The following is a 21,988-nucleotide window of genomic DNA, read 5'->3' on the forward strand; positions in this document are numbered from 1 at the left end:
AGGCACTCTACGCCCGGGAGGGCCGCCCATTGCACGCGGCCTTCACGGAAGGGGGCTCCCGTCCGGGTTTCGCGGGGTTTGCCCCTCAGGGCAGCACGGTCACCGTGTCGCCAGAGAGGCGCACCTTGACGGTGACCTCGTTGGGCAGCGTGTCTTCCTCGTCGATGATGTGGTTCTCGTCCACGCCCACGCGCACCGTGTACTCGCCGTCCGGCGTGTCGGTGACGTCCAGCCACTGGCACGCGGTGTCGGCGGTGTAGACGTCCGACCAGCCGGGCGAGATGCCGGTGCCCGGGTCGAACCAGGCGAAGGCGCTGCCGTCCGCGCAGTACTGGGTGAAGTCGATGAGGTAGAAGCCCTGCTTGCGGCCCACCGTGGCGTCCTTCCCGGAGGCATCGCGCAGCGCGTAGCCGGCGAAGTTCACCAGGTGGTCGTGCCCGTGGCACTCGTCGTAGACGAAGAGGTCCGGCCGCTCCTGCGGCGACGGCACCACCACGGGCGCGGAGCCCATGTTCATGATGGAGGTGCTGAAGCGCAGCAGGCGCCGCTCGCCGCCCTGCGGCACGCAGCCTTCGCGCACCTCGCATGAGTCCTGGGCGAAGGTGCGGCGCTCCACGTACAGCGTGCGCGCGAGCACGTCCCGGTCCACCGTCAGGTCCGGCTTGCCGTTCACCGGATCCACCGGGAGGTTGCACGTCTTCGTGGGCGCCAGCGCGGGCGCGGGCCCGGTCGAGTCCGGCACCGCGCCGCCGCCGAACACCACCACCCGGCCCGGGAAGCGCGTGCCGTCGGCCTCTGGCGTCAGGCCCACCACCAGGTCGTCATGGCCGTCCCCGTCCAGGTCGCCCGCGCCCGCCAGGATGGGGGGGACGAAGCCCAGCGCCGTGCGCGGATCCAGGTGGTTGGCGCGAGGCCACGCCCACACCGGCTCCAGCGGGCCGGACACATTCGCCGTGGGGCGGAAGAGGTACGCGCGCCCCAGCGCGGAGATGACGAAGTCGTGGCCCGTGCCGCCCTCCACCATGTCCCCCACGGAGAGGGCGTTCTGCCCGAGGAGGGGGAAGGCCGCGTCGTCCATCATCTGCCACGCGGCGGTGGGCGAGTAGCCCTGGAGCGCGGCGTCGGACAGGTGCAGCCGCTGGCTGCCCCGCAGGCTCACGAGCAATTCCGGACGGCCGTCGCCGTTGAGGTCTCCCAGCGCCTGGAGCGTTTCGGCCGAGCCCTTCCACACCGGCGCCACCGTCAGCGGGCCGTCACACACCCGCGCGCTGTCCGCCTTGCACCCCAGGAACAACCCCACCGCGTTCTGCCCCTCCAGGAGCGTCACCAGCAGGTCCTGGGCCCCGTCCCCGTCGGTGTCTCCGGCGGGCGTGACGTGGCCGGAGAAGACGCGCACGTTGGTGAAGGGGCGCTCCGCCACGTCGGGCGTGGAGCGATAGAGGGTCGTGCCGCCGGTGGCGGTGGTGACGACGAGGTCGTCCTTCCCGTCGCCATCCAGGTCCAGCAGGCGCGCGGAGGTGAAGCGCGTGGCGGAGTCCGCCGGCACGCGGAACACCGGCTGCGCCAGCACCCGGGCCAGGTCCGGCCCGCCCTTGAAGACGCTGACGCCGTAGTAGCCCTGCAGGACCACGTCCGCGTAGGCATCCCCGTCGATGTCGCCCGTGGCCGCCACCAGCCGGTAGCCCGAGGTGCGCGGGCTGGGGTGCTCCCACGTCATCGTCGTGATGACGGGCACCTTGGAGAAGTAGCGCGCCTCGCCCGCGTACACGGCCACGCGCCCCGGGTCCGTCGCCAGGCTCTTGCAGACGGGATAGGGCACCAGCAGGTCCGTGCGGCCATCGCCGTTGAGGTCCCCCAGCGCCACGGAGCGGCCGAAGCACTCCTTCGGGTTCAGGCCGTCGCCGGCCACCTCCCAGCGGGGCGTCTCGGAGAGGGTGGGCCCGGCGGTGCCGCCACCGTCCGGACTCCCCGCGTCTTCCACGCCCGCGTCCGGGCTCCCGGCGTCGGGGGTCCCCGCGTCGGGCCGGGGCGCCGGGTCGTCCTTGCAGCCCGTCACCAGCGACAGCATCACGGCACAGGCCAGCACTCCGTGGATCCGCATGCGGCACTCCTCCCCTTTTCGGTGTTCGGCGGGACGCGGCCCCTGGCGTCCGGCGGGCCCGCGTCATGAAAGCGGCGGGAGGATAGGGCGAGGCGCCCACGGCGCGGTAACAACGCTTGCCGGCGGGAGGTGTCCACGCGCGTCCCACCCCGGACGGATTGCGTCCCCGCATGGAGGGCAGCCGGGCAGGCGGGCGTGGCCATCCTCCTCCGGCGTCGCCAGATTCGCGCGGATGCACGCGCGAGCGCGTGCCCGCGCCATGGCCCACACCGCCGATACCGCTCCGGATCCCCTTGCCGCCCCGGCGTCCGAACGGTTCAGCCGCTCGCAGAAGGCGTTCACGCTGGCGGGGGCGCTGCTGGGCCTGCTGCTGGCCGCGCTGGACCAGACCATCGTGGCCACCGCGGGCCCCACCATCCAGGCGGACCTGCGCATCGCGCCGGAGCACTACCCGTGGCTCACCACCGCGTACCTCGTGGCCTCCACGATGATGGTGCCGGTGTGGGGCAAGCTGTCGGACCTGGTGGGCCGGCGCGCGGTGCTGGTGGCGGGCATCCTCGTCTTCCTCGCGGGGAGCTTCCTGTGCGGCGCGGCCCGCTCCACGCTCGTCCTCATCCTCTGCCGCGCGGTGCAGGGGCTGGGCAGCGCGGCGCTCTTCACCGCCTCGCTGGCGGTGGTGGCGGACCTGTTCCCGCCCAGGGACCGGGGCAAGTACCAGGGCCTGTTCGGCGCGGTGTTCGGCCTGTCCAGCGTCATTGGCCCGCTGGCGGGCGGCTTCATCACCGACACGCTGGGCTGGCACTGGGTGTTCTTCATCAACCTGCCGGTGGGCGCGCTGGCGCTGGCGCTCATCTTCCTGCGCATGCCCGCGCTCAAGCCCGACGGCGCGCAGGGCGGACGGCTGGACCTGCCAGGCGCGCTGGCGCTGGCCGTGGCGGTGGTGCCGCTGCTGCTCGCGCTCAGCCTGGGCCACGGGGCGTCCGCGCCACGGGCGGGCGGGTTCGCGTGGGGGTCCGCGCCCATCCTCGGGTTGTTCGCGCTGTCGGCGGTGGCGGCGGTCCTCTTCGTCTGGCGGGAGCGCCGCGCGAAGGAGCCGCTGCTGGACCCGTCGCTGTTCCGCCTGCGCGCGTTCTCCGCGGGCAACGCGGCGGTGTTCACCATTGGCGCGGTGTTCCTCGCGTCCGTCACCTTCCTGCCGCTGTTCATGGTGAACGTGGTGGGGCTGTCCGCCACGCACTCCGGCCTGACGCTCACGCCGCTGACGCTGGGCGTGGTGGCGGGCAACGTGGTGTCCGGACAGCTGGCGTCGCGGCTGGGGCGCTACAAGGCGCTGATGGTGGGCTCGCTGCTGTTCCTGATGGCGGGCTTCGCCCTCATGGCCTTCACGCTGACGCCTGAATCCAGCCAGGCCGAGGTGACGGTGAAGATGGTGCTCGTGGGCCTGGGCCTGGGGCCGTCCATCCCGCTGTACACCGTGGCCGTGCAGAACGCGGTGCCGCCCCAGCGCATCGGCGTGGCCACGTCCGCGGCCACGTTCTTCCGGCAGCTGGGCATGACGGTGGGCGTGGCGCTGCTGGGCACCGTGTTCGCGGGCACGCTGGGCCGGGAGCTGACGACGCGCACCGCGCGGGCCACGCAGGGGCTGCCCCAGGACGTGCGCCAGGAGCTCCAGGCGTCGTCACCCGGGGGCCTGGTGGGCCAGGAGGGCGCTCCCGCGGGCGGCCCGTTCCAGGCCGAGGAGGTGAAGGCGAGGCTGCGGCGGGACTTCGCGGAGGAGCGGCGGCAGGCCTCCCGGTCCCTGCAGGGCACCGCCGAGGCCCGCGCCCACGCGAAGCTGGACGCGAACGAGGCCCGCGCGCTGTCCACCGTGGACCAGGTGGAGCGCGCGCTCAAGGAGTCCTTCACCCGCGCGACGACGGCGGTGTACCGCTTCGCCATCTTCGTCGCGCTGGCGGCCCTGCTCGTCACGCTGCTGCTGCCGGAGATGCCCTCCAGGCACGCGGGCCCCCGCCAGGCCGTGGCGGAGTAGCCGGCGCCTACTTCCTCGCGGGCGGCGGGCCGTCGGACTCCGGCCCGGTGGGGCGCGCGAGCACGCCCGGCGCCTCCGCCAGCGCGTACGCCACCCACGCCACCGCGGCGGTGCTGCGCGCCAGGTCTTGCGGATCCACCTTGTCCAGCGTGTCCGCCATGGAGTGGTGCACGTCGAAGTAGCGGCTGCTGTCCACGCGCACGCCCACGAAGGGCACGCGCGCGGGCTCCATGGGGCTCAGGTCCGCGCCCGTCGCGTGGCCCACCATGAACGTGGCCGCGCCCACGCCCTCCAGCGGCGGCAGCCACGGCCGCAGCAGGTCCTCGCCGCCCGGGCCCGCGTGCACGCTGACGCCCAGGGGCGGCCCGCCCCCCGAGTCCATCTCCAGCGCGGCCACGTGTTTGGAGAGCTCCTTCGCGTGGGCCTGGGCGTACGCGCGGCCTCCGCGCAGGCCGTTCTCCTCGTTCATGAACAGCACCACGCGCACCGTGCGCCGGGGCGCCTGGGGCAGCTTCGCGATGAGCCGCGCCGCCTCCATCACCATCACCACGCCCGCGCCGTCGTCGTGCGCGCCCGTGCCCACGTCCCACGAGTCCAGGTGCGCGCCCAGCAGCACCACCTCGTCCGGCTTCTCCCGGCCCCGCACCTCCGCCACCACGTTGGACGAATCCGCGTCCGGCAGCTCCGAGCACCCCAACACCAACCGCACCTTCACCGTCCCGCCCTGGAGCATCCGGTGCAGCGTCAGCGCGTCCTCCACCGACACCGACGCCGCGGGCAGGCGGGGGCCGCCCTCGTCGAAGCGCGTGGACCCCGTGTGCGGCGTGCGCAACGACGCCGTGGCCAGCGAGCGCACCAGCGCGGCCACCGCGCCCTGCTTCGCCGCCGCCGCCGGGCCCCGGCCGCGCAGCCCCGCGAAGCGGCCGTAGTCCACCGCCTCCGACATGGTGTGGTTGAAGAAGACGATCCGCCCCTTCACCTTGTCACCGAGCGCGGCCAGCTCCTCCAGCGAGCCCACCTCCACCACCTCCGCGGTGAGCCCCTCCGGCGGCGTGGGCGCGCTGCCGCCCAGCGCCAGCAATGCCAGCGGCAGGCCGCGCGTGCGCTCGGAGGCCACGATTTCGCCGCGCTCCTCGCCGCGCACCCAGTGCGGCACCTTCACCGGCTCCTTCCAGGCCTTCACCCCGTCCGCCTTGAACGCGCGCAGGGCCCACTGCACCGCGGCCTCCGCGCCGTCGGAGCCCGACAGGCGCGGGCCAATCCCATCCGTCAGCTCCGCCAGCCGCGCGTACGCATGCCCCTCCGTGAGCGCGGCCCCCATCAGCCGCGCCGCCGTGGCCTGCTGCGCTGCGCTCAAGGCCTTGGTGACGGACGGCGAGGGCGTCTTCACCGGAGCGGTGGCCGGCGCCCTGGGCACCTGGGGCGGGTTGGGCGCGGCGGCGGGTGACTGGGGAGCGGGCGCCGCGGAGGTCAGCAGTCGCAGGGCCAGCGAGACGGGCAGGACGAAGGCAGGGGTGGACACGCAAATCCTCGAGGATACTTGAGAGGAAGGCGGAGGCCCGGAGTCCCAGGGGCCACCGCGCGCCGAGAGGGGGAACGCGGCGCGCGGGGCTCAACTGGGACGTCACGCACCGGTTCCGCGGTTGGGGAACGCGAGGCCCGGTACATACGCCATCTTCCAAGAAGAAGAGGACGTGCGTGCATTCTTTAAAGAAATTCCTCGCACCGTCAAGGCGCGAAGTGAGCATTGCGACCTCTGGCCCATGGGAGTGTCCTCCAGTCTCCGCTACGCAGGAAGTCCCATGACACCCGCCCCCCCCTGGCAACCCGACGCGTCCTGCCAGAGCCTGGAGGCTTTGGCGGAGCACCTGACCACCCGTGATTTCGGGCGGATGGAGGAAGAAGCGCTGCTCGCGTTGCTGCTCGCGGTGCGGGGCCGGGACTTCACGCGGGACTTCCGGGAGGAGTTTGGCGCGGAGGAGGACTGGGCCCAGGCCCTGGGACAGACGGCGCGCGCCGTGGGTCACGCCTTCGACTTCCTCCGCCAGGACGCGGCCATCCCGCACGTGAGCCTCCTGCCGCGGCCGGACGTGCTGCCCCTCTTGTGCCGCTTCTTCCACCTGCACCCCCAGCCTCCGGCCGACGTGCGCGCCGGGCTGTCCCACTGGCTGTGGCAGCGCGCCCTCTTCGACACGGAGCGTTCGTTTCCCGACGATGAGGCCCGCGCGAGCCTGGCCCTGCTCACCCCGGACGCGGACGCGACCGTGCGCGCGCTGCTCTCCCGCGTGGGGCCACCGCCGCCTCGCGGTTGGGAGCGCTATTCCCAGCCCGGCATGGCGGGGCTCGCGTCGGTGGCGGACCGGGTGGAGGCCAACGCGCTGCTGGCGCTCGGGCCCCGGCACCTGCTCACCGGCGACGTCCTGGAGCCCGGGCCCCTGCTGGAGGCCCAGGGCGCAGTCGCGTTCCTGCCGTTGTTCCCCACGTCGCCCCCGGGCCTGTCCACGGCGCCCGGCCTGGGGGACTCCATGCTGCTCACCCTGACCAACCAGCTCTTCCACCCCGTGCTCGCGCCGGGCGTGACGTTGCTGGGGCTGGTGCGCACCGGAGCGCTGCCGCCCGCGGTATTCCCCAGCCATGCCCTGACGCCCGAAGCCCTGGCTGCCCTGCGGCGGGGCGACGCACCCGGATTCCTGGTCCACCGTCAGGAGGCACTCATCACCCACATCCGGTCGTTCATCCGGGCGCGGACGGGCGCGGACCCTTCGGAGGAGGCAGCGACTTCGCAGGAATGAAGCCGCTCGAATTCTCCGTTGCCCCCCCCTGAGGACCGGGCCACAGTCCGACCGCCGAAGGTCGCCCCCGCCCCGGCCCCCCACCCATGAGCGTCCCTCCTTCCGACACCGAACAGGCCCTGAGGGCGGAGGTCGCGCGCTTGAGGGCCCGCCTGCGCGAGGCCGGGTTGGAGGACGCGGAGGTCGCGACGCCGCCCTCCGCGTTCGACCGCGAGCGCCTGCTGGGGCTCTTCCAGCAGGCCAGCGTGGGCATCGCCCAGACGGACCTGACGGGCACGCTGGAGCTGGTGAACCAGCGCTTCTGCGACCTGGTGGGGCGCCCGCGCGAGGACGTGCTGGGGCGCACCCTGCGGTCCCTGACGCACCCGGAGGACCAGGAGCGGAGTTACTCCCTGTTCCGGCACCTGGTGGAGACGGGGGAGTCCTTCACCCTGGAGAAGCGCTACCCGCGGCCGGACGGCAGCGTCGTCTGGGTGCACGACCACGTGTCGCTGGCTAAGGACGCGCAGGGCCAGCCCCGCTTCGCCATCTGCGTCTCGCGGGACATCACCCAGAGCCGGGACGCCGAGGAGCGCCTGCGGGTGAAGCGCGAACAGCTCCGGCTGGCGCAGGAGGCGGGAGGCATTGGCGTCTTCACGCTGGAGATCGCCACCAACCTGCTGACGGTGACGCCGGAGTTCTGCCGCCTGTACGGCCTGCCGCGCACGGACACCGTGCCCGCGCAGGTCATCGAGGCGATGGCGCTGGAGGAGGACCGGCACCGGCTGTCCAACGCGCGCTCGCGGGCCGCCGGACAGTCAGCCTTGTCGGTGGAGTACCGCATCCGCAGGCCGGACACCGGGGCGGTGCGCTGGATTGCCCGGCGGGCGTCGTTCGTGAACGACGCGGCGGGACGGCCGGTGCAGCTCATTGGCGTCACGCAGGACATCACCGAGCGGCGTCTGGCGGAGGACGCGCTGCGCGCGGCCAACGAGCGCGTGCAGCTGGCGCTGAACACCGAGGCGGTGATTGGCACCTGGGTGTGGGACGTGCCCGCCGACAACGTCATCACCGACGAGCGCTTCGCGCGGGCCTTCTCGCTGAACCCGCTGCAGGCGCGCGACGGGCTGCCGCTGGAGGTCTTCATGGCGTCCATGCACCCGGAGGACCGTGCGGGCGTGGAGGCCATCATCGGGCGCGTCCTGAAGACGGGGGGCGCCTTCCGCGCCGAGTACCGCGTGCGCCGCTGGGACGGCCTCTACCGGTGGGTGGAGGCGAGCGGCCACTGTCAGCTTTCGCCCCAGGGAGCGCCGCTGCGCTTTCCGGGCGTGCTGGTGGACATCGACGCGCGCAAGCGGGCGGAGCTGCGGCAGGCGGCGTTGCTGGAGATGACGGACCGGCTGCGCGAGGTGACGTCTCCGGACGCCGCGGCGCAGCTGGCCATGGAGGTGGTGGGGCGCCTGCTGGGGGTGCCCCGCGCGGGGTACGGCACGGTGGACGCCGCGCACGCGCTGGTGCTGATGCACCCCAACTGGGTGTCCGACCCGAAGGTGTCCCGCGTGGAGGGCGTGCACCGCTTCCACGACTACGGCGTGTTCCTGGAGGACCTCCAGCGCGGCGACGTCGTGGCCATCCCGGACGTGCGGTTGGATCCGCGCACGGCGTCCCAGGCGGCCATGTTGGAGAAGGTGGGCATCCGGGCGCTGTTCAACATCCCGCTGATGGAGCACGGCCAGTTCGTGGCGGTGCTGTTCCTGCACGACGTGCGGCCGCGTCAGTGGCTGGAGGATGAAGTCGAGCTGGCGCGCAACGTGGCCGACCGCGTGTGGACGACGCTGTCGCGGCTCAAGGCGCTGGCGGACCTGCGGCAGGCCAACGAGACCCTGGAGCAGCGGGTGGCGCAGCGCACGCAGGAGCGGGACCGCGTGTGGCGGCTCTCCCAGGACCTGCTGCTGGTGGCGGACCTGGAGGGCCGCTTCCTCAGCGTCAACCCGGCCTGGACCCGGACGTTGGGGTGGACGGAGGAGGAGCTGCTCGGGCGCACGAGCCAGTGGATGGAGCCACCGGAGGCGCGGGAGAAGACGCGGGAGGAGGTCCGCCACCTGGCCGAGGGCCGCCCGACCCTGCGCTTCGAGAACTCCTTTCGGACGCGGAGCGGCGCCTATCGCCACTTCTCCTGGATGGCGGTGCCGGTGCCGGAGGACGGCGTGGTGTACGCCACCGCTCGCGACGTCACCGAGCAGCGGCAGGCGGAGGAGCAGCTGCGACAGGCGCAGAAGATGGAGGCGGTGGGCAAGCTGACGGGGGGCGTGGCGCACGACTTCAACAACCTGCTCCAGATCGTCGGCGGCAACCTCCAGTTGTTGCAGCGCGACGTGGCGGGCAACGAGCGCGGGTTGCAGCGGGTGCGCACGGCGCTGGGGGCGGTGGAGCGAGGGGCGCGGCTGTCGGCGCAGCTGCTGGCGTTCTCGCGGCGGCAGCCGCTGGAGCCGCGCTCGCTGAGCCTGGGCCGGCTGGTGCAGGGCATGGACGACCTGTTGCGCCGCGCGCTGGGCGAGGACGTGGAGCTGGAGACGGTCATCAGCGGCGGGCTGTGGAACACGCTGGCGGATCCGCACCAGTTGGAGAACGTCATCCTGAACCTGGCCATCAACGCGCGCGATGCGATGCGGGGCGAGGGGAAGCTGACCCTGGAGCTGAGCAACGCGTCGCTGGACGACCACTACGCGCAGCAGCACCCGGAGGTGCTGGCCGGACCGTACGTGCGGCTGGCGGTGTCGGACACGGGCGGGGGCATGACGCCGGACGTGATGGAGCGCGCGTTCGAGCCCTTCTTCACCACGAAGCCGGAGGGCCGGGGCACGGGCCTGGGGCTGAGCATGGTGTATGGCTTCGTGAAGCAGTCCGGCGGCCACGTGAAGCTCTACAGCGAGCTGGGGCACGGCACGACGGTGAAGGTGTACCTGCCGCGCTCCTTCCAGGCGGAGGCGCCGGTGTCGGAGGTGGTGACGGGGCCGGTGGAGGGCGGCAAGGAGACCATCCTGGCGGTGGAGGACGACGCGGACGTGCGCGCGACGGTGGTGGAGCTGCTGACGGAGCTGGGCTACCGGGTGCTGCGCGCGGTGGACGGGCAGAGCGCGCTGTCCATCCTGAAGAGCGGCGTGGCGGTGGACCTGCTCTTCACGGACGTGGTGATGCCGGGGCCGTTGCGAAGCCCGGAGCTGGCGAAGCAGGCCCGGCGGCTCCAGCCGGACATCGAGGTGCTCTTCACGTCCGGGTACACGGAGAACGCCATCGTGCACGGCGGCCGGTTGGACGCGGGCGTGCATCTGTTGAGCAAGCCCTACCGGCGCGAGGACCTGGCGCGCAAGGTGCGGGCGCTGTTGGATCAACGTCAGCAGCGGCTGCTGACGCCGCCGGTGCCCAGGGTGACGCGGCCGGAGGTGCCGCCGCGTCAGGAGTCGTCGGCGACGCAGGAGTCCGCGCGGCGGATGCACGTGCTCCTGGTGGAGGACGACGAGGACGTCCGCACGTCGGCGAGCGAGCTGCTGGGCTTGCTGGGGCACGCGGTGATGCCGGTGGCGAGCGCGGAGGAGGCGCGGGTGGCGCTGGCCGCGGGTCCGTTCGACGTGTTGTTCACGGACGTGACGTTGCCGGGCATGTCGGGCGTGGACCTGGCGCGCGAGGTGGCGCTGCGAAAGCCCGCCATGCGCATCATCATCGCCTCCGGGCATGGGCGCGCGGCGCTGGATGGGGACCCGCAGCAATGGCTGGGCGTGGTGGTGCTGCCCAAGCCCTACGCGCTGACAGAGATTGAGCAGGCCCTGGCCCAGGTGGCCGCGACGCGCTGAGCGTCAGAGGCGCTTCAGGGAGGCCAGCAGGCCCTCCGTGTTCCAGCGCTCGTGCTCATCCAGGGTGGGCAGGGCCTCACGGACCTTCACGAGCATGGCCTCGGCGGCGGGCAGGTCGTCGGGAGAGACCTTGAACGCCCAGCGCCAGTACTCCGCGGCCACGAAGGAGTAGAGCGCGAACCGCAGCGGATATCGAAGCAACGCACGCAGCGCGCCGCGCACGATGCGTGGAGTCTGCTCCCAATGCGCGGCACACAAGAATGCGTCCTCCGCGATGGCGCGGTGCATTGGCGCCGCTGGCACCCGTCCTGTATGGCGCCGCTCCAGTCGTCTGAGGTCCGCGCGAAAGCGTCGCCAGTCCCCGGGCATGCTCATGCCCTCCATGTCCAGGATGAAGGCACGCCAGTGCGGGTCGTGCAGGGATGGATCCGCGAAGGCTTCTTTCATTTTCCTGGGCATTTCATTGGTCTCCCATTCCAGGTGTAGATGGAGGTGGGCCAGAAGCCATGGGCCATGCAGTAGGCCCGGCAGGAGTCACACCGGCTTTCGCCCTCCACCCGGCCGGGCAGACCTCCCCCTCCCGCATCAACGCAGCGAACGTAGTCATCGCCGCAGGTGTCCCGGCGCCGCTCGGTCTCCTTCTCGCGCGCCTCCTCCGCGGCTCCGGGCGGGGGCAACGGAGGCGGCATCCGGGGACGGGGCGCGGTTGCGAGCTGCTCACAGGCCGCCACCACCCCGTCCTTGCACTGACAATCCAGCGTGCTCACGCAGCCCGGCCCGGGCCCCGGGCCCATCCCCGTGGATTGCCGCAGCTGCGGGAACTGCCGTGGGCCCAGCGTGCAGCCCACGGCACCGAAACACATCCACAGCGCGACGCCTAATCGCATGCCTGTTCGTTGGCATGCGTAGAGGCCTTCGGGCTCCACCCCTCGTTGCCGTCCTTCTCGAAGAAGAACTTCGCGCGCGTGCGCTGACGCGTGCCCACCTCGTTCAGCGTGTTCGCGTCGTACAGGCGCCCGTTCACCATTGTGTAGCGCACCGTGCGGCTGTGGGAGATGTCCTCCAGCGGGTTCTTGTCCAACACCACCAGGTCCGCCAGCTTCCCACCCTCCAGCGAGCCCAGGTCCGCGTCCATCCCCAGGTAGCGCGCCCCACTCAGCGTGCCCGCGCGCAGCGCCTGCATCGGCGTCATGCCGCCCTGCACGAACATCGCCAGCTCCCAGTGCGCGGCCAGGCCTTCACGCTGCCCGTGCGCGCCCAGTTGCACGCTCACGCCCAGGTCGTTCAGCTCCTTCGCCACGCGGGCCACGTTCTGGTGGTTGAACTCCTCGTCCGGCACCATCACCCGGCGCCGGGACCGCTCATCCACCACGCGCCGGGGCACGAAGGACAACAGGCGCGTGTCCTCCCAGACGTTCGTCTTCTGGTACCAGTAGTTCTCCCCCATCAGCCCGCCGTAGGACACGCCCAGCGTCGGCGTGTAGCCCACGCGCGTGGCCTTCCAGAGCTGGCGCACGTCGTCGTAGATGCGCGCCACCGGCAGCGAGTGCTCCACGCCCGTGTGCCCGTCCACCACCATCGTCAGGTTGTGCTGGAGCAGCGAGCCGCCCTCCGGCACCACCAGCATCCCCAGCTCGCGCGCCGCCTGGAGCACCTTCTGCCGCTGGTCCCGCCGGGGCTGGTTGTAGCTCTTCACGCTGAAGCCCCCCAGCGCCTGCATCCGCCGCAGGTGCCGGCGCGCGTCGTCCAGCGAGTCGATCTCCACGCGCGCCCCCGCGCTCGCCGCCCCGTACAGGATGGTGCCCGTGGAGTGGATTCGCGGCGACACCAGCATCCCCGCCTTGCCCAGCTCGCTCGCGGCGAAGATGGTCTCCGAGTTGTTCGACGGGTCGTGCAGCGTCGTCACCCCGAACGCCAGCGACGCCGCCTGCACCCAGCTCTGCTCCGGCATCAGCCCGTCCACGCCCATGCTCCCGTGCCAGTGCACGTCCACCAGGCCCGGCATCAGCGTCTTGCCCTTCACGTCCACCACCTTCGCCCCCGCCGGCACCGCCACCTTCCCCACCGGCCCCACCGCGACGATGCGGTGGCCCTTCACCACCACCACGCCCTCCTCCAGCACCTCGTCGCCCTTCATCGTGACGATGCGCCCACCCACCAGCGCCAGCGTCCCCTCCGGCACGTCCGACTTCGACGTGAACGACACGTCCACGCCCTCCGCGGAGGGCGGCGCCACCGTCTTCGGAGAGCCATCCAGGAACGTGAACGCGTCCTTCAGCGCCCGCGTGAACAGCTTCGGCCCCAGCGCCCAGTGCAGCGACATGCGGGAGCCGCTCCCGGACCAGTGCAGGTACTCCCCCGCGTCACGGCTCACCTGCGTCACCGGCATCGCCTTGGCGCCCGGCCCCACCTGCACCTCCTTGGAGCCCCGCACGAAGGGCGTCACGTAGGCGTTGAAGTCCTCGCGGAAGGCCACCCACCGGTCGTCGGGCGACACCCGCAGCTCCAACGCGCCCGCGCTCTTCAGGTGCGTGCGCTCCTCGCCCCCATCCAGTGAGACGCTCCGGAGCGTGCGGACGTCCTCCGCCTCCTTCGACTCCACGTGCAGGAAGTACACGCGGTCGGACTTCGCGCCGAAGTGCGGCTGCTCCCCGGCCCGCGTCAGCTTGCGCGACACGCCACCGCCCGCGGACGCCACCGCGAACAGGCCCGTCTCCCGGCTCCATGTGCCCGGCATCAGGTAGCCATCCCCCGTGGCCCGGTACACCACCCACTTCCCATCCGGGCTCAGCGCGGGCTCCACGAAGTAGCCCGGCTGCGCCGTCACCACGCGCCCCTCCCCGCCCGTCGCCGCCACGATGCGCACCGCGCCCAGCCGGTCGTCGTCCCACGTCGTGTAGACGATGGAGCGCCCGTCCCGGGAGAACGACGGGAAGAACTCCAGGTGCTCGTTCTGCCGCGTCAGCCGGCGCGGCGTGCCCGACGGCAGCTCCTTCACGTAGAGCCGCCCCAGCGCCTGGTACACCACGCGCTTGCCATCCGGTGACACCTGCATCCAGCGCAGCATCTTCACGTTGAAGCGCTCCGGCGCCACCGCCCGGGAGCTGCGCACCGGCTGGAACACCGTGCGCGTCCCCTTCACGTGGAAGGGGATGGGCGACACCTTCTTCGTCGCCACGTCGATGCGGTGCAGCTTCCCGCCCGCCCAGAACACCAGCGCCTTGTTGTCCGGCGTCCACGCCATCACCGGCGTCACGCCGTGGATGGCCCACGTCTCCTGCATGTCCCGGTCGAGCCCGTCGTACAGCGGCCGCTCCGCCCCGGACGCCACGTCCGCCACGTACAGCACGCTCTTCGCGCGCACCCGCCGCACGAACGCCAGCTGCTTGCCGTCCGGCGACGGCGTGGGCCGGATGGAGCCGCCCGGGCCGGTGACGAAGGGCTCCACCTCCTTCGTCTCCAGGTCCAGCCGCTGGATGGCGTAGATCTCCTTGTTCGGATCCTTGTCGTATTCGAAGGCCTTCCCCGGCGTGACGTCCTGGCTGAAGTAGACGTAGCGGCCGTCGGGGGAGAACGCGGGCTCGCCCAGGTCCTTCTGGTCGCTGACGCGCTCGGTGAGCTTCACGCCCTCACCGCCCGCGCGGTGGTACATCCACACCTCGCCCGCGCCCAGCGAGCGCCGGCCGGTGAAGTGCTTGCGCCCCACCAGGAACTGCCCGTCCGGGCTCCACGCCGGGCTGTTGAGCAGGCGGAACTTCTCCTGCGTCACCGGCTTCGGGTCGGAGCCGTCCCGGTTCATCACCCAGAGGTTGTCGCCGCCGCCGCGGTCGCTCGTGAACGCGATGGACTTCCCGTCCGGGCTGTAGCGCGGCTGCATGTCCCAGGACGCGCCGGACGTCAGCGGCCGCGCCTCGCCGCCCGTCAGCGGCAGCACGTACACGTCCCCCAGCAGGTCGAAGACGAGCTCGTCCCCGCGCGGGCTCACGTCCACGTTCATCCACGTGCCCTCGCGCACGTCGATGGGCACCTGCGTGGCGGTCGCGCCCGGGGGCGCGTCCACGCTCCAGGCGTCCTTCTTCGCGTCCGGCGCCTCGGCGGCCGCGACGGGGGCCAGGGTGCCACCGTCTCCCTCGCTCGCCCGGGCGGCGTCGCGCGCGGTGTCCCTGGGCGCGGGCGGCGGGGGTGGCTCCTGGGGGGCCTCACCCTTCGGCTGCGGGACGGCGGCGCCCGCGGGCCGGGGCAGGGGCTGCGCGGCCAGGAGCAGGCCCGGCACCAGCAGCGCGAAGCAGAGGGCGGAGGTCAGTCGGTTCACCGGTGGAGTCCTCTTCAAGAAGGCAGAAGGTGAAAGGCGCGGCAGCCTAACCGGCCAGCCGTGGCGCGCAGTCCCGAAGGCACGCCCCATCGCGCATTCGAATCTGCTATCGCTGACGGCCATGTCGGACTTCACGCTTCCAACGGACAAGGCGGGACGGCAGGAGCAGCTCTCCGTGCTGTTCACCGAGGCGGTGCCCCACAACCACGCGCTCGGGCTGCGGCTCGTGGACGTGGGCGCCACGGACGCGACGGTGGTGATGCCCTACGCGGACGTCCTGGTGGGCAACCCGGAGACGGGGGTCATCGCGGGCGGCGCGGTGACGACGCTCATCGACGCGACGTGTGGCGCGGCGGTGTTCGCGCGGCTGAGCGCCTTCGCCGCCATCGTCACCCTGGACCTGCGCATCGACTACCTGCGCCCCGCGCGGCCCGGCCTGGAGCTGACCGCGCACGCCGAGTGCTACAAGGTCACCCGCCTCATCGCCTTCGTGCGCGCGCTGGTGCACCAGGGCGACCCGGCGATGCCGGTGGCCTCCTCGCAGGGCACCTTCATGCGGATGGAGGACTGAGCGCCATGACCCCTTCCCCCCTCCCGCTCGCCGACCTGGTGCGCACGGTGCGCCAGTCGCGCGAATACCACCGCCTCACCGACGCCATCCCCTACACGCGCTTCATGGGCATTGGCGTGGAGAACCTCGCCGGGGAGATGCTCTGCCGCATGCGGTACGCGCCGCACCTCATTGGCAACAGCATCCTGCCCGCGCTGCATGGCGGCGCCCTGGGCGCGCTCCTGGAGTCCTCCGCCATCTTCGAATTGCTGCTCCAGACGGACACCGGGCGCGTGCCCAAGGTCATCTCCAGCACCGTGGACTACCTGCGCTCGGGCAAGGCGCAGGACACCTTCGCGCGCGCCTTCATCACCCGGCAGGGACGGCGCGTGGCCAACGTGCGCGTGGAGGCCTGGCAGGACGACCGCACCCGCCCCATCGCCAGCTCGCACGCGCTGTTCCTGCTGTCGGAGCCGTGAGCGGGGCGGGCCGCTAGCCGCCCACTTCAATGCGGTACGTGCGGCGCTTGCCCGCCGCGTCCCAGGTGATGAGCGTGGTGACCCCTGGCGCCAGGCCGGAGAGCTCCACGACGTCCGCGCCCTTCGTCTCCACGTTCGCGATGGTCGGGTCGCCCAGCGCCACGCGGCTCAGGCCCGTCACCGTCAGCGTGCGCTTCGCGCCCTTCTTCAACGTGAGCGTCTCGTCGGCGGGCGGCGCGTCCACCTTCCGCTGGGCCACCTTCTTCGCCGACGCCTTGGTCGCCTGGGATGGCTCGCGCGCGCCCAGGGGGATGCACGCCGACAGCAGGGTTCCCAACGCCAGGACCGCGAAACGGGAGGACATGGTGTGACCTTTCAGGTGTTTCCGGTGGACTCCACAGGAGCCCCAGCGTCGCATGCGTGCGCATCCGACGTCGCGAAGGTGTCGCGCCATTCGCGGATAACTCGGAATGCAGCACTGTCGTTGTTACAGCGTCGTTCCCATTTCTACAGGGTCGCTGCGGCGTCTTGCATTGGACAGCGTGCACGGGAGCACGGCGCGTCGCCTTGGGGGCCGCCGGGTGGTGGACAGGCCTGCCGGTCCCGGGTCGCGGTGGGGGCGCGCCAGTGAACGGGACCGCGCGTCAAGGGCGCTCGGCACGCAGCCTGCTAGCTCAAGGAAGCAGCACGGACGCAGGGGCCTTCCATGAGCGAGCGCGAGAAGAAGCTGCGGGAGTTGAAGGAAACCGCCCACGCCCTGTACCAGCGGGGCAGGTATTCGCAGTGCGTGGAGACGTACTCGCAGCTCGTGAGGTTGTTGCCGCATGACGCGAACGTGCGCGTGCGGCTCGCGGAAGCGTGCCGGCGCGCCGGGCAGCGGGCCCAGGCCATCACCGCGTACCGGGATGCAGCGACGATACTGATGCTATTGGGTTGCGCCGCTCGCGCGCGGGGGGCGCTGAAGGCGGCGCTGGAGTTGGATCCGCGCGATCCGGTCCTTCAGATGGACGTGGTGCGGCTGGGCCAGGGCGAGGTCATCTCGACGTTGCTGGAGGACGAACAGGCCTGCCCCTCCACGGGTGACTTCTTCGACCGGCTGCCCCCCACGCCCCCGCCGGGGCATATGCGGAGCATGCCCCCGCCCCCGCCCCCGGCCTTCGTGCTCAACGCCGCGCAGGAAGCGAACCCTTCCGGGGGACTCCCCGCCGCGCCGCCCATCACGCCCATGACGGCCTCCGGAACGCGGAGCACGGGGCCCGGGCGGATGCAGGGGCTCGGCTCGGGTCCGGGGCGGGAGGCCCTGCTACCGCATCACCGCCCCGTCGCGCCGGCCACCACTCCCGCGCGGGGGCCGGAGACGGCCACGGAGCTCCTCGCGCGCTCCCTGTCGCGGATCGCCGCGGGTGATCACACCCAGGCACCGACACCCGTTCAGGGCGCGCGGGGCCCGGGCATCGCGACGCCCGCCCGGGCACCGACACCCGGTCCGGTTCCGCCTGCCGCGCAGGTGCAGGGCGCGACGCCGGCCGTGAATCCCGCGCTCCGCTCCGCTCCGGCGCCGCACGGTGCGCAGGTGCAGGGTGCGACGCCGGCCGTGAATCCGGCTCGGGCGCCCTCCCCTGCTCCGGTCCCGCACGGTGCGCCGGTGCAGGGCTCTCCCTCGGCTCGGCCCCAGAGCCCCGGTCCAGCTCCGCGGGGTGCTCCGGTGCAGGGCCCGTCCTCGTTCGCGATCGCCGGTCCGGTTCCGCGAATCGCTCCAGTGCAGGTCACGCCCCTGGCGCGGTCCCAGGGCATGGATGGCGCGCAGCGGTCCACGGCTCCGGCTTCTTCACCGTCAGCCCAGGCCGCGTCGCAGAAGGCCCTGCCCGGTGCGCTGCTGGCCCTGCCCGCGCTGCCCCAGACGCCCGCGGGTGTCGTGGCGCCCACCGCCCTCACGCCCGTGTCGAGGTCCGAGCTGCCGCCGGAGCGGCCCACCGTGAAGGTCATCGCGTTGCTGAACCGTGCGCCGGAGGCCCTGCCAACGCCGCCGCCTCCCGCGCCCCTGCCGCGCTCCCAGCTCGGGCACCCGCACGCGTCATCGCTGACGATGCCGCCCCTGGCCACGCTGCCCTACCGGCCGGAGATGCGGCGCCTGGCGCCGAACGTGGTGGCCCTGCGCGTGTCGCCCCAGGCGCGCTGGGTCATCATCCGCTCGGACAGCGACCTGCAGGTGAGCCGTTCGGAAGCACTGCCTGGAGACGCGGCCACGGCCCCTTGAGGGGTGCGCTCCAGCCACGACAACGCCACGCGCCCAGCAGTAGGGGCCGGGCATTGGCGCGCGTGGGCGCTTGCAATCACAACCCAGCTCATGGGGTCTTCTTGAGAGCGGACATGCTCCCAGGAGGACTTCGCATGTCGCCACGGTGGTGGAGTCCCTTGCGGCTCGCGCTCGTCACCGCAGCGTGTTCCGGACCTGGGATTGAACCGTGGCCTTGGAGGGCATGACCGGGCCGCGGTTCACCGAGGTGACCGGAACCGGCCCCTGACGAGAGGCCGGCCCCCGCGCCCTACATCGACACGGACTTCTTCGGGTCGATGAGGCTCTGCACTGGCGTGCTCGCGGCCTCCGCCTCGTGCGCCTCTTCCGGCTCGGTGGCGCGGACCTGCGCCTCGCAGTGGTTGCTCTTGCGGCTCTGGTGGCAGTGCCGGATGCCGTAGACGTGATGGCAGCCACACGGATCCACTCGCTTCTTCGCGCACAGCGCCGGGTTGAACACCGGGCCCGCGCTCATCTCCACCGGCCCCGCCTGCAACGCCACCGCCAGCACCACCCCAGTCAGAAACCCCATCGCCCACCCCCTTGATGCTCGTCAGAGAAATGGGAATGCCGATCCACCACCGCAAGCCCCAGGCTTGTCCGACTGCCGATCAGTGCACTCAGGACCAGCGGACCCGTCCTCCACCGACCCTCCCTCCGCCATCCACAGCAGGCAGGCAGCCATTCGGATGTCGGAAACCCCACCTCCCGTCAGGTAAGAGGGAAAGCTTCGTCCCTGCCGCGGGTTCACCCACCTGGGGTCACACGCCATGAGCTGGAAGCAACACCTGGAAAAGGTCGCCGAGGGCCACTACGTCCTGCCACGCACGAAGACCATGCGCGTGCACGCGGACCTGTTCCTCTCCGACAAGCTCCTCTGGGGCGAAGGCACCCCGGAGTCCCCCGGTCTGGAAGACGCCGTCTTCGACCAGGTGGTCAACGCCGCCACCTTCCCCGGCGTCACCCGCGTCGCCATCACCCCCGACTGTCACGTGGGCTACGGCGTCCCCATTGGCACCATCGTGGAGACCGACGGCGTCCTGCTGCCCACCGCCGCCGGGTACGACATCGGCTGCGGCATGGTCCAGCTCCAGACCTCCCTCAAGGTGGAGGACGTGGCGGACCCCGCGAAGCGCCGCCAGTGGATCGACGAAGTCACGGAACGCATCGCCGTGGGCGTGGGCGCCAAGCGGGTCAGCAAGCAGCGCAAGCTCAACGAGAGCACCGTCAAGGAGGTCCTCCGCCACGGCGCCAAGGCCCTGGGCCGGGGCCACTCCGTCACCGAGCGCGACTTCATCCCCGTGGAGGACACCGGGGTGGACATCCCCGTGCGCGCCTACGACAAGCGCGGGCAGCTGGGCAGCCTGGGCGGCGGCAACCACTTCACCGAGATGCAGGTGGATGAAGAGGGCCGCGTCTGGGTGATGCTCCACACCGGCAGCCGCGGCTTCGGGTGGAACATCGCCAAGCACTTCTTCGTGGAGGGCGCGGCGCACCTGGGCCTCAAGAGCCGCAGCGAGGACCTCATCTGGCTGGACGCGGACAGCGCCCTGGGCCGCGACTACTGGAACCTGCACAACATGGCGGCCAACTTCGCCGTGGCCAACCGGCTGCTCATCGGTGAGGCCGTGTGCGGCGCCCTGGAGGACGTGTTCGGCGGCACCGCGAGCATCTACTACGAGATCTCCCACAACCTCATCCAGCGCGAGGCCGGGAAGTTCGTCGCCCGCAAGGGGGCCACCCGCGCCTTCCCCGGCGGCCACCCCGCCCTCAAGGGCACCGTGTGGGAGGCCACCGGCCACCCCATCCTCATCCCCGGGTCCATGGAGACGGGCAGCGCCATCCTCTTCGCCGAACCCGGCGCGGAGAAGTCCATCTACTCCGTGAACCACGGCTCCGGCCGGCGGCTGTCCCGCGCCGCCGCGCGCCGGCAGCTCCAGCAGGAGGAGACCGACCGGCGCATGAAGGAGGCCGGCATCCTGCTCAACACCCGCGTCACCCCGCTGGACGAGTCCGGGCCCTGCTACAAGAACCTGGACGACGTGCTGGAGACGGTGGAGCAGGCCGGACTCGCCCGGGTGGCCCACCGCCTCAAGCCGGTGGCCTGCATCAAGGGCGCGGACTGAGCTCCGGGCCCGGGGAACGGTGGGGGCTCGTGGGGGAGCCCCGGCGGCGGTAGAGTGGAAGCCCGCCTGGAGCCCCACCGATGAGTCCCCTGCCCCCCTCCCCCCGGACGCCTCCGCCTTCCAGAGAGGCCGAGCTGGCTCGCGCCGAGTCCGACATGGCCCGGCTGGAGGAGCGGCTCGCCGAGCAGGTGGCCCGCGCCGCCGCCGACGCCCAGGCCCTCACCGAGCGGCTCGACCGCGTGCGCCAGGCCCTGGCCCGCCCGGAGAGCGCCGGGGACTCCCGCCTGTCCCAGTGGGCCGTGCGCCTGGAGGACACCGAGTCCCCCGCGCTGACCCCGGACATGGAGCAGCTGCGCGAGAAGGCCCTGGAGGCGCGCGAGGCCGCCCTGGACACCCGCCGTCAGGCCGGGCTGGACCTCCAGTCCTCGCTGCGCCTGCACCAGGAGGACGCCGCCCGGGTGGTGAAGGCGCTGACGGACGCCGAAGCCGACTTGAAGCGCGTGGAGGCCGCCGCCAGGGCCCGCGCCGAAGCCGAGGCCAGGGCCCGCGCCGAAGCCGAGGCCCGGACCGAGGAGCTGGCCCGCCCCCCCGCGATGACGCCCGCCCGGGCGAAGCCGTCCCGCGACGAGACGCCGACCCGCTCCGACAAGCCGGGGCCCAGGCTCCCGCTCCCGCCGGCCAGGGACGAGGCGCGCAGCAATGGCCGGGTGCGGATGCACACGGCCATCGACATGCGCAGCGACTCCAACTTCTTCACCGGCTTCTCCATGGACATCAGCGAGGGCGGCATCTTCATCGCCACGGTGGAGGCGGTGCCGCGCGGCACGACGGTGGACCTGGACTTCACCCTGCCCGGTGGCCGGCCCCTCACGGTGAACGGCGTGGTGCGCTGGGCCCGCGACGGCAACGACCGCACCCCGGAGCTGATGCCCGGCGTGGGCGTGCAGTTCACCGCCCTGCCGCCGGAGGTGGCGCACGCCATCTCGTCGTTCGTCGCCACGCGCGACCCCATGTTCTACCCGGACTGAGGACGGGAGCACGGGCCCCGGCGTTCTTGCTAGGACGACGGGATGATCGACCACCTGAGCTTCTACGCGACCGACTTCGCCGCCACGAAGGCCTTCTACGAAGCGCTGCTGCCCACGCTGGGCTGCGGCCTCGTGATGGAGCGGATCGCCACCGAGGACCCGGAGTTCCCCACGCGCCGGATGGCCGCCTTCGGTCCGCCCCAGCGCCCCGTCCTGTGGATCATCGAGACGAAGACGCCCGCGTCTCCCCGCCACGTGGCCTTCAGCGCGAAGGACCGTAAGGCCGTGGACGCCTTCCACCAGGCCGCGCTCAAGGCGGGAGGCCAGGACAACGGCGCGCCCGGCAAGCGGCCCCAGTACCACGCCGGGTACTACGGCGCGTTCGTGCTCGACCCCGACGGCAACAACATCGAAGCGGTCCGCCACGGCATGGATTGAAGCGCTC

Annotated in this window: 15 protein-coding genes and 1 pseudogene; 10 read left to right on the plus strand and 6 right to left on the minus strand. The window is 72.2% G+C overall.

Annotation, left to right across the window (positions count from 1 at the left end):
- Positions 1-85: 85 nt before the first annotated feature.
- A complete protein-coding gene (locus tag OV207_RS00230) occupies positions 86-2,101 on the minus strand; it encodes a lysyl oxidase family protein (protein WP_267551526.1) in 2,016 nt (671 codons plus the stop codon).
- Between the two features lie 259 nt (positions 2,102-2,360).
- On the opposite strand from OV207_RS00230, the gene OV207_RS00235 reads away from it, so the two are divergent.
- Complete coding sequence (locus tag OV207_RS00235) at positions 2,361-4,130, plus strand: MDR family MFS transporter (RefSeq protein ID WP_267552752.1); 1,770 nt, start codon at positions 2,361-2,363, stop codon at positions 4,128-4,130.
- A 7-nt stretch (positions 4,131-4,137) separates the two neighbouring features.
- Here OV207_RS00235 and OV207_RS00240 read toward each other — a convergent pair whose 3' ends face one another.
- A complete protein-coding gene (locus OV207_RS00240; protein ID WP_267551528.1) occupies positions 4,138-5,652 on the minus strand; it encodes a M20/M25/M40 family metallo-hydrolase in 1,515 nt (504 codons plus the stop codon).
- A gap of 280 nt (positions 5,653-5,932) precedes the next feature.
- Between OV207_RS00240 and OV207_RS00245 the strand changes: the two genes are divergently transcribed.
- The 3 genes and pseudogenes from OV207_RS00245 (at position 5,933) to OV207_RS00255 (ending at position 10,752) form a co-directional block, all read left to right on the plus strand.
- Positions 5,933-6,922 (plus strand): hypothetical protein, encoded by a 990-nt coding sequence (locus tag OV207_RS00245; protein WP_267551530.1) that lies wholly within the window; start codon positions 5,933-5,935, stop codon positions 6,920-6,922.
- A gap of 86 nt (positions 6,923-7,008) precedes the next feature.
- Positions 7,009-7,488 (plus strand): annotated as a pseudogene (locus tag OV207_RS00250) (PAS domain-containing protein); the annotation flags it as partial.
- A gap of 15 nt (positions 7,489-7,503) precedes the next feature.
- Complete coding sequence (locus OV207_RS00255) at positions 7,504-10,752, plus strand: PAS domain S-box protein (RefSeq protein ID WP_267552754.1); 3,249 nt, start codon at positions 7,504-7,506, stop codon at positions 10,750-10,752.
- Between the two features lie 3 nt (positions 10,753-10,755).
- Here the strand turns inward: OV207_RS00255 and OV207_RS00260 are convergent, their stop codons facing one another.
- Together OV207_RS00260 and OV207_RS00265 are read right to left on the minus strand one after the other, a co-directional pair.
- A complete protein-coding gene (locus tag OV207_RS00260; RefSeq protein ID WP_267551532.1) occupies positions 10,756-11,199 on the minus strand; it encodes a hypothetical protein in 444 nt (147 codons plus the stop codon).
- 430 nt (positions 11,200-11,629) lie between these two features.
- Positions 11,630-15,064, minus strand: a complete 3,435-nt coding sequence (locus OV207_RS00265; protein ID WP_267551534.1) for an amidohydrolase family protein — start codon at positions 15,062-15,064, stop codon at positions 11,630-11,632.
- A 121-nt stretch (positions 15,065-15,185) separates the two neighbouring features.
- On the opposite strand from OV207_RS00265, the gene OV207_RS00270 reads away from it, so the two are divergent.
- Complete coding sequence (locus OV207_RS00270) at positions 15,186-15,635, plus strand: PaaI family thioesterase (RefSeq protein WP_193429475.1); 450 nt, start codon at positions 15,186-15,188, stop codon at positions 15,633-15,635.
- A gap of 5 nt (positions 15,636-15,640) precedes the next feature.
- A complete protein-coding gene (locus OV207_RS00275) occupies positions 15,641-16,093 on the plus strand; it encodes a PaaI family thioesterase (RefSeq protein WP_267551537.1) in 453 nt (150 codons plus the stop codon).
- 13 nt (positions 16,094-16,106) lie between these two features.
- On the opposite strand, the gene OV207_RS00280 is transcribed toward OV207_RS00275, so the two are convergent.
- A complete protein-coding gene (locus OV207_RS00280) occupies positions 16,107-16,457 on the minus strand; it encodes a pilus assembly protein N-terminal domain-containing protein (RefSeq protein WP_267551539.1) in 351 nt (116 codons plus the stop codon).
- A 342-nt stretch (positions 16,458-16,799) separates the two neighbouring features.
- On the opposite strand from OV207_RS00280, the gene OV207_RS00285 reads away from it, so the two are divergent.
- The gene (locus tag OV207_RS00285) at positions 16,800-18,350 is read left to right on the plus strand and encodes a tetratricopeptide repeat protein (protein WP_267551540.1); all 1,551 of its coding nucleotides are present in this window, start codon (positions 16,800-16,802) and stop codon (positions 18,348-18,350) included.
- 289 nt (positions 18,351-18,639) lie between these two features.
- Here OV207_RS00285 and OV207_RS00290 read toward each other — a convergent pair whose 3' ends face one another.
- Complete coding sequence (locus tag OV207_RS00290) at positions 18,640-18,921, minus strand: hypothetical protein (RefSeq protein ID WP_193429470.1); 282 nt, start codon at positions 18,919-18,921, stop codon at positions 18,640-18,642.
- 238 nt (positions 18,922-19,159) lie between these two features.
- Between OV207_RS00290 and OV207_RS00295 the strand changes: the two genes are divergently transcribed.
- The 3 genes from OV207_RS00295 (at position 19,160) to OV207_RS00305 (ending at position 21,981) form a co-directional block, all read left to right on the plus strand.
- A complete protein-coding gene (locus OV207_RS00295) occupies positions 19,160-20,515 on the plus strand; it encodes an RtcB family protein (protein ID WP_267551542.1) in 1,356 nt (451 codons plus the stop codon).
- A gap of 80 nt (positions 20,516-20,595) precedes the next feature.
- Positions 20,596-21,543, plus strand: coding sequence for a TIGR02266 family protein (locus OV207_RS00300; protein ID WP_267551543.1), 948 nt, complete (start codon positions 20,596-20,598; stop codon positions 21,541-21,543).
- A 42-nt stretch (positions 21,544-21,585) separates the two neighbouring features.
- Positions 21,586-21,981, plus strand: coding sequence for a VOC family protein (locus OV207_RS00305; protein ID WP_267551546.1), 396 nt, complete (start codon positions 21,586-21,588; stop codon positions 21,979-21,981).
- The last annotated feature ends 7 nt before the right edge of the window (positions 21,982-21,988 follow it).

It is taken from the genome of Corallococcus sp. BB11-1 (assembly GCF_026626625.1).
GTDB classification, from domain to species: Bacteria; Myxococcota; Myxococcia; order Myxococcales; family Myxococcaceae; genus Corallococcus; species Corallococcus soli.

Bases quoted from the DNA above. Each gene is read 5' to 3' on its own strand.
- OV207_RS00230 (WP_267551526.1), bottom strand. From the start codon at position 2,101: ATGCGGATCCACGGAGTGCTGGCCTGTGCCGTGATGCTGTCGCTGGTG.
- OV207_RS00235 (WP_267552752.1), top strand. From the start codon at position 2,361: ATGGCCCACACCGCCGATACCGCTCCGGATCCCCTTGCCGCCCCGGCG.
- OV207_RS00245 (WP_267551530.1), top strand. From the start codon at position 5,933: ATGACACCCGCCCCCCCCTGGCAACCCGACGCGTCCTGCCAGAGCCTG.
- OV207_RS00260 (WP_267551532.1), bottom strand. From the start codon at position 11,199: ATGAAAGAAGCCTTCGCGGATCCATCCCTGCACGACCCGCACTGGCGT.
- OV207_RS00270 (WP_193429475.1), top strand. From the start codon at position 15,186: ATGTCGGACTTCACGCTTCCAACGGACAAGGCGGGACGGCAGGAGCAG.
- OV207_RS00275 (WP_267551537.1), top strand. From the start codon at position 15,641: ATGACCCCTTCCCCCCTCCCGCTCGCCGACCTGGTGCGCACGGTGCGC.
- OV207_RS00280 (WP_267551539.1), bottom strand. From the start codon at position 16,457: ATGTCCTCCCGTTTCGCGGTCCTGGCGTTGGGAACCCTGCTGTCGGCG.
- OV207_RS00285 (WP_267551540.1), top strand. From the start codon at position 16,800: ATGAGCGAGCGCGAGAAGAAGCTGCGGGAGTTGAAGGAAACCGCCCAC.
- OV207_RS00290 (WP_193429470.1), bottom strand. From the start codon at position 18,921: ATGGGGTTTCTGACTGGGGTGGTGCTGGCGGTGGCGTTGCAGGCGGGG.
- OV207_RS00295 (WP_267551542.1), top strand. From the start codon at position 19,160: ATGAGCTGGAAGCAACACCTGGAAAAGGTCGCCGAGGGCCACTACGTC.
- OV207_RS00300 (WP_267551543.1), top strand. From the start codon at position 20,596: ATGAGTCCCCTGCCCCCCTCCCCCCGGACGCCTCCGCCTTCCAGAGAG.
- OV207_RS00305 (WP_267551546.1), top strand. From the start codon at position 21,586: ATGATCGACCACCTGAGCTTCTACGCGACCGACTTCGCCGCCACGAAG.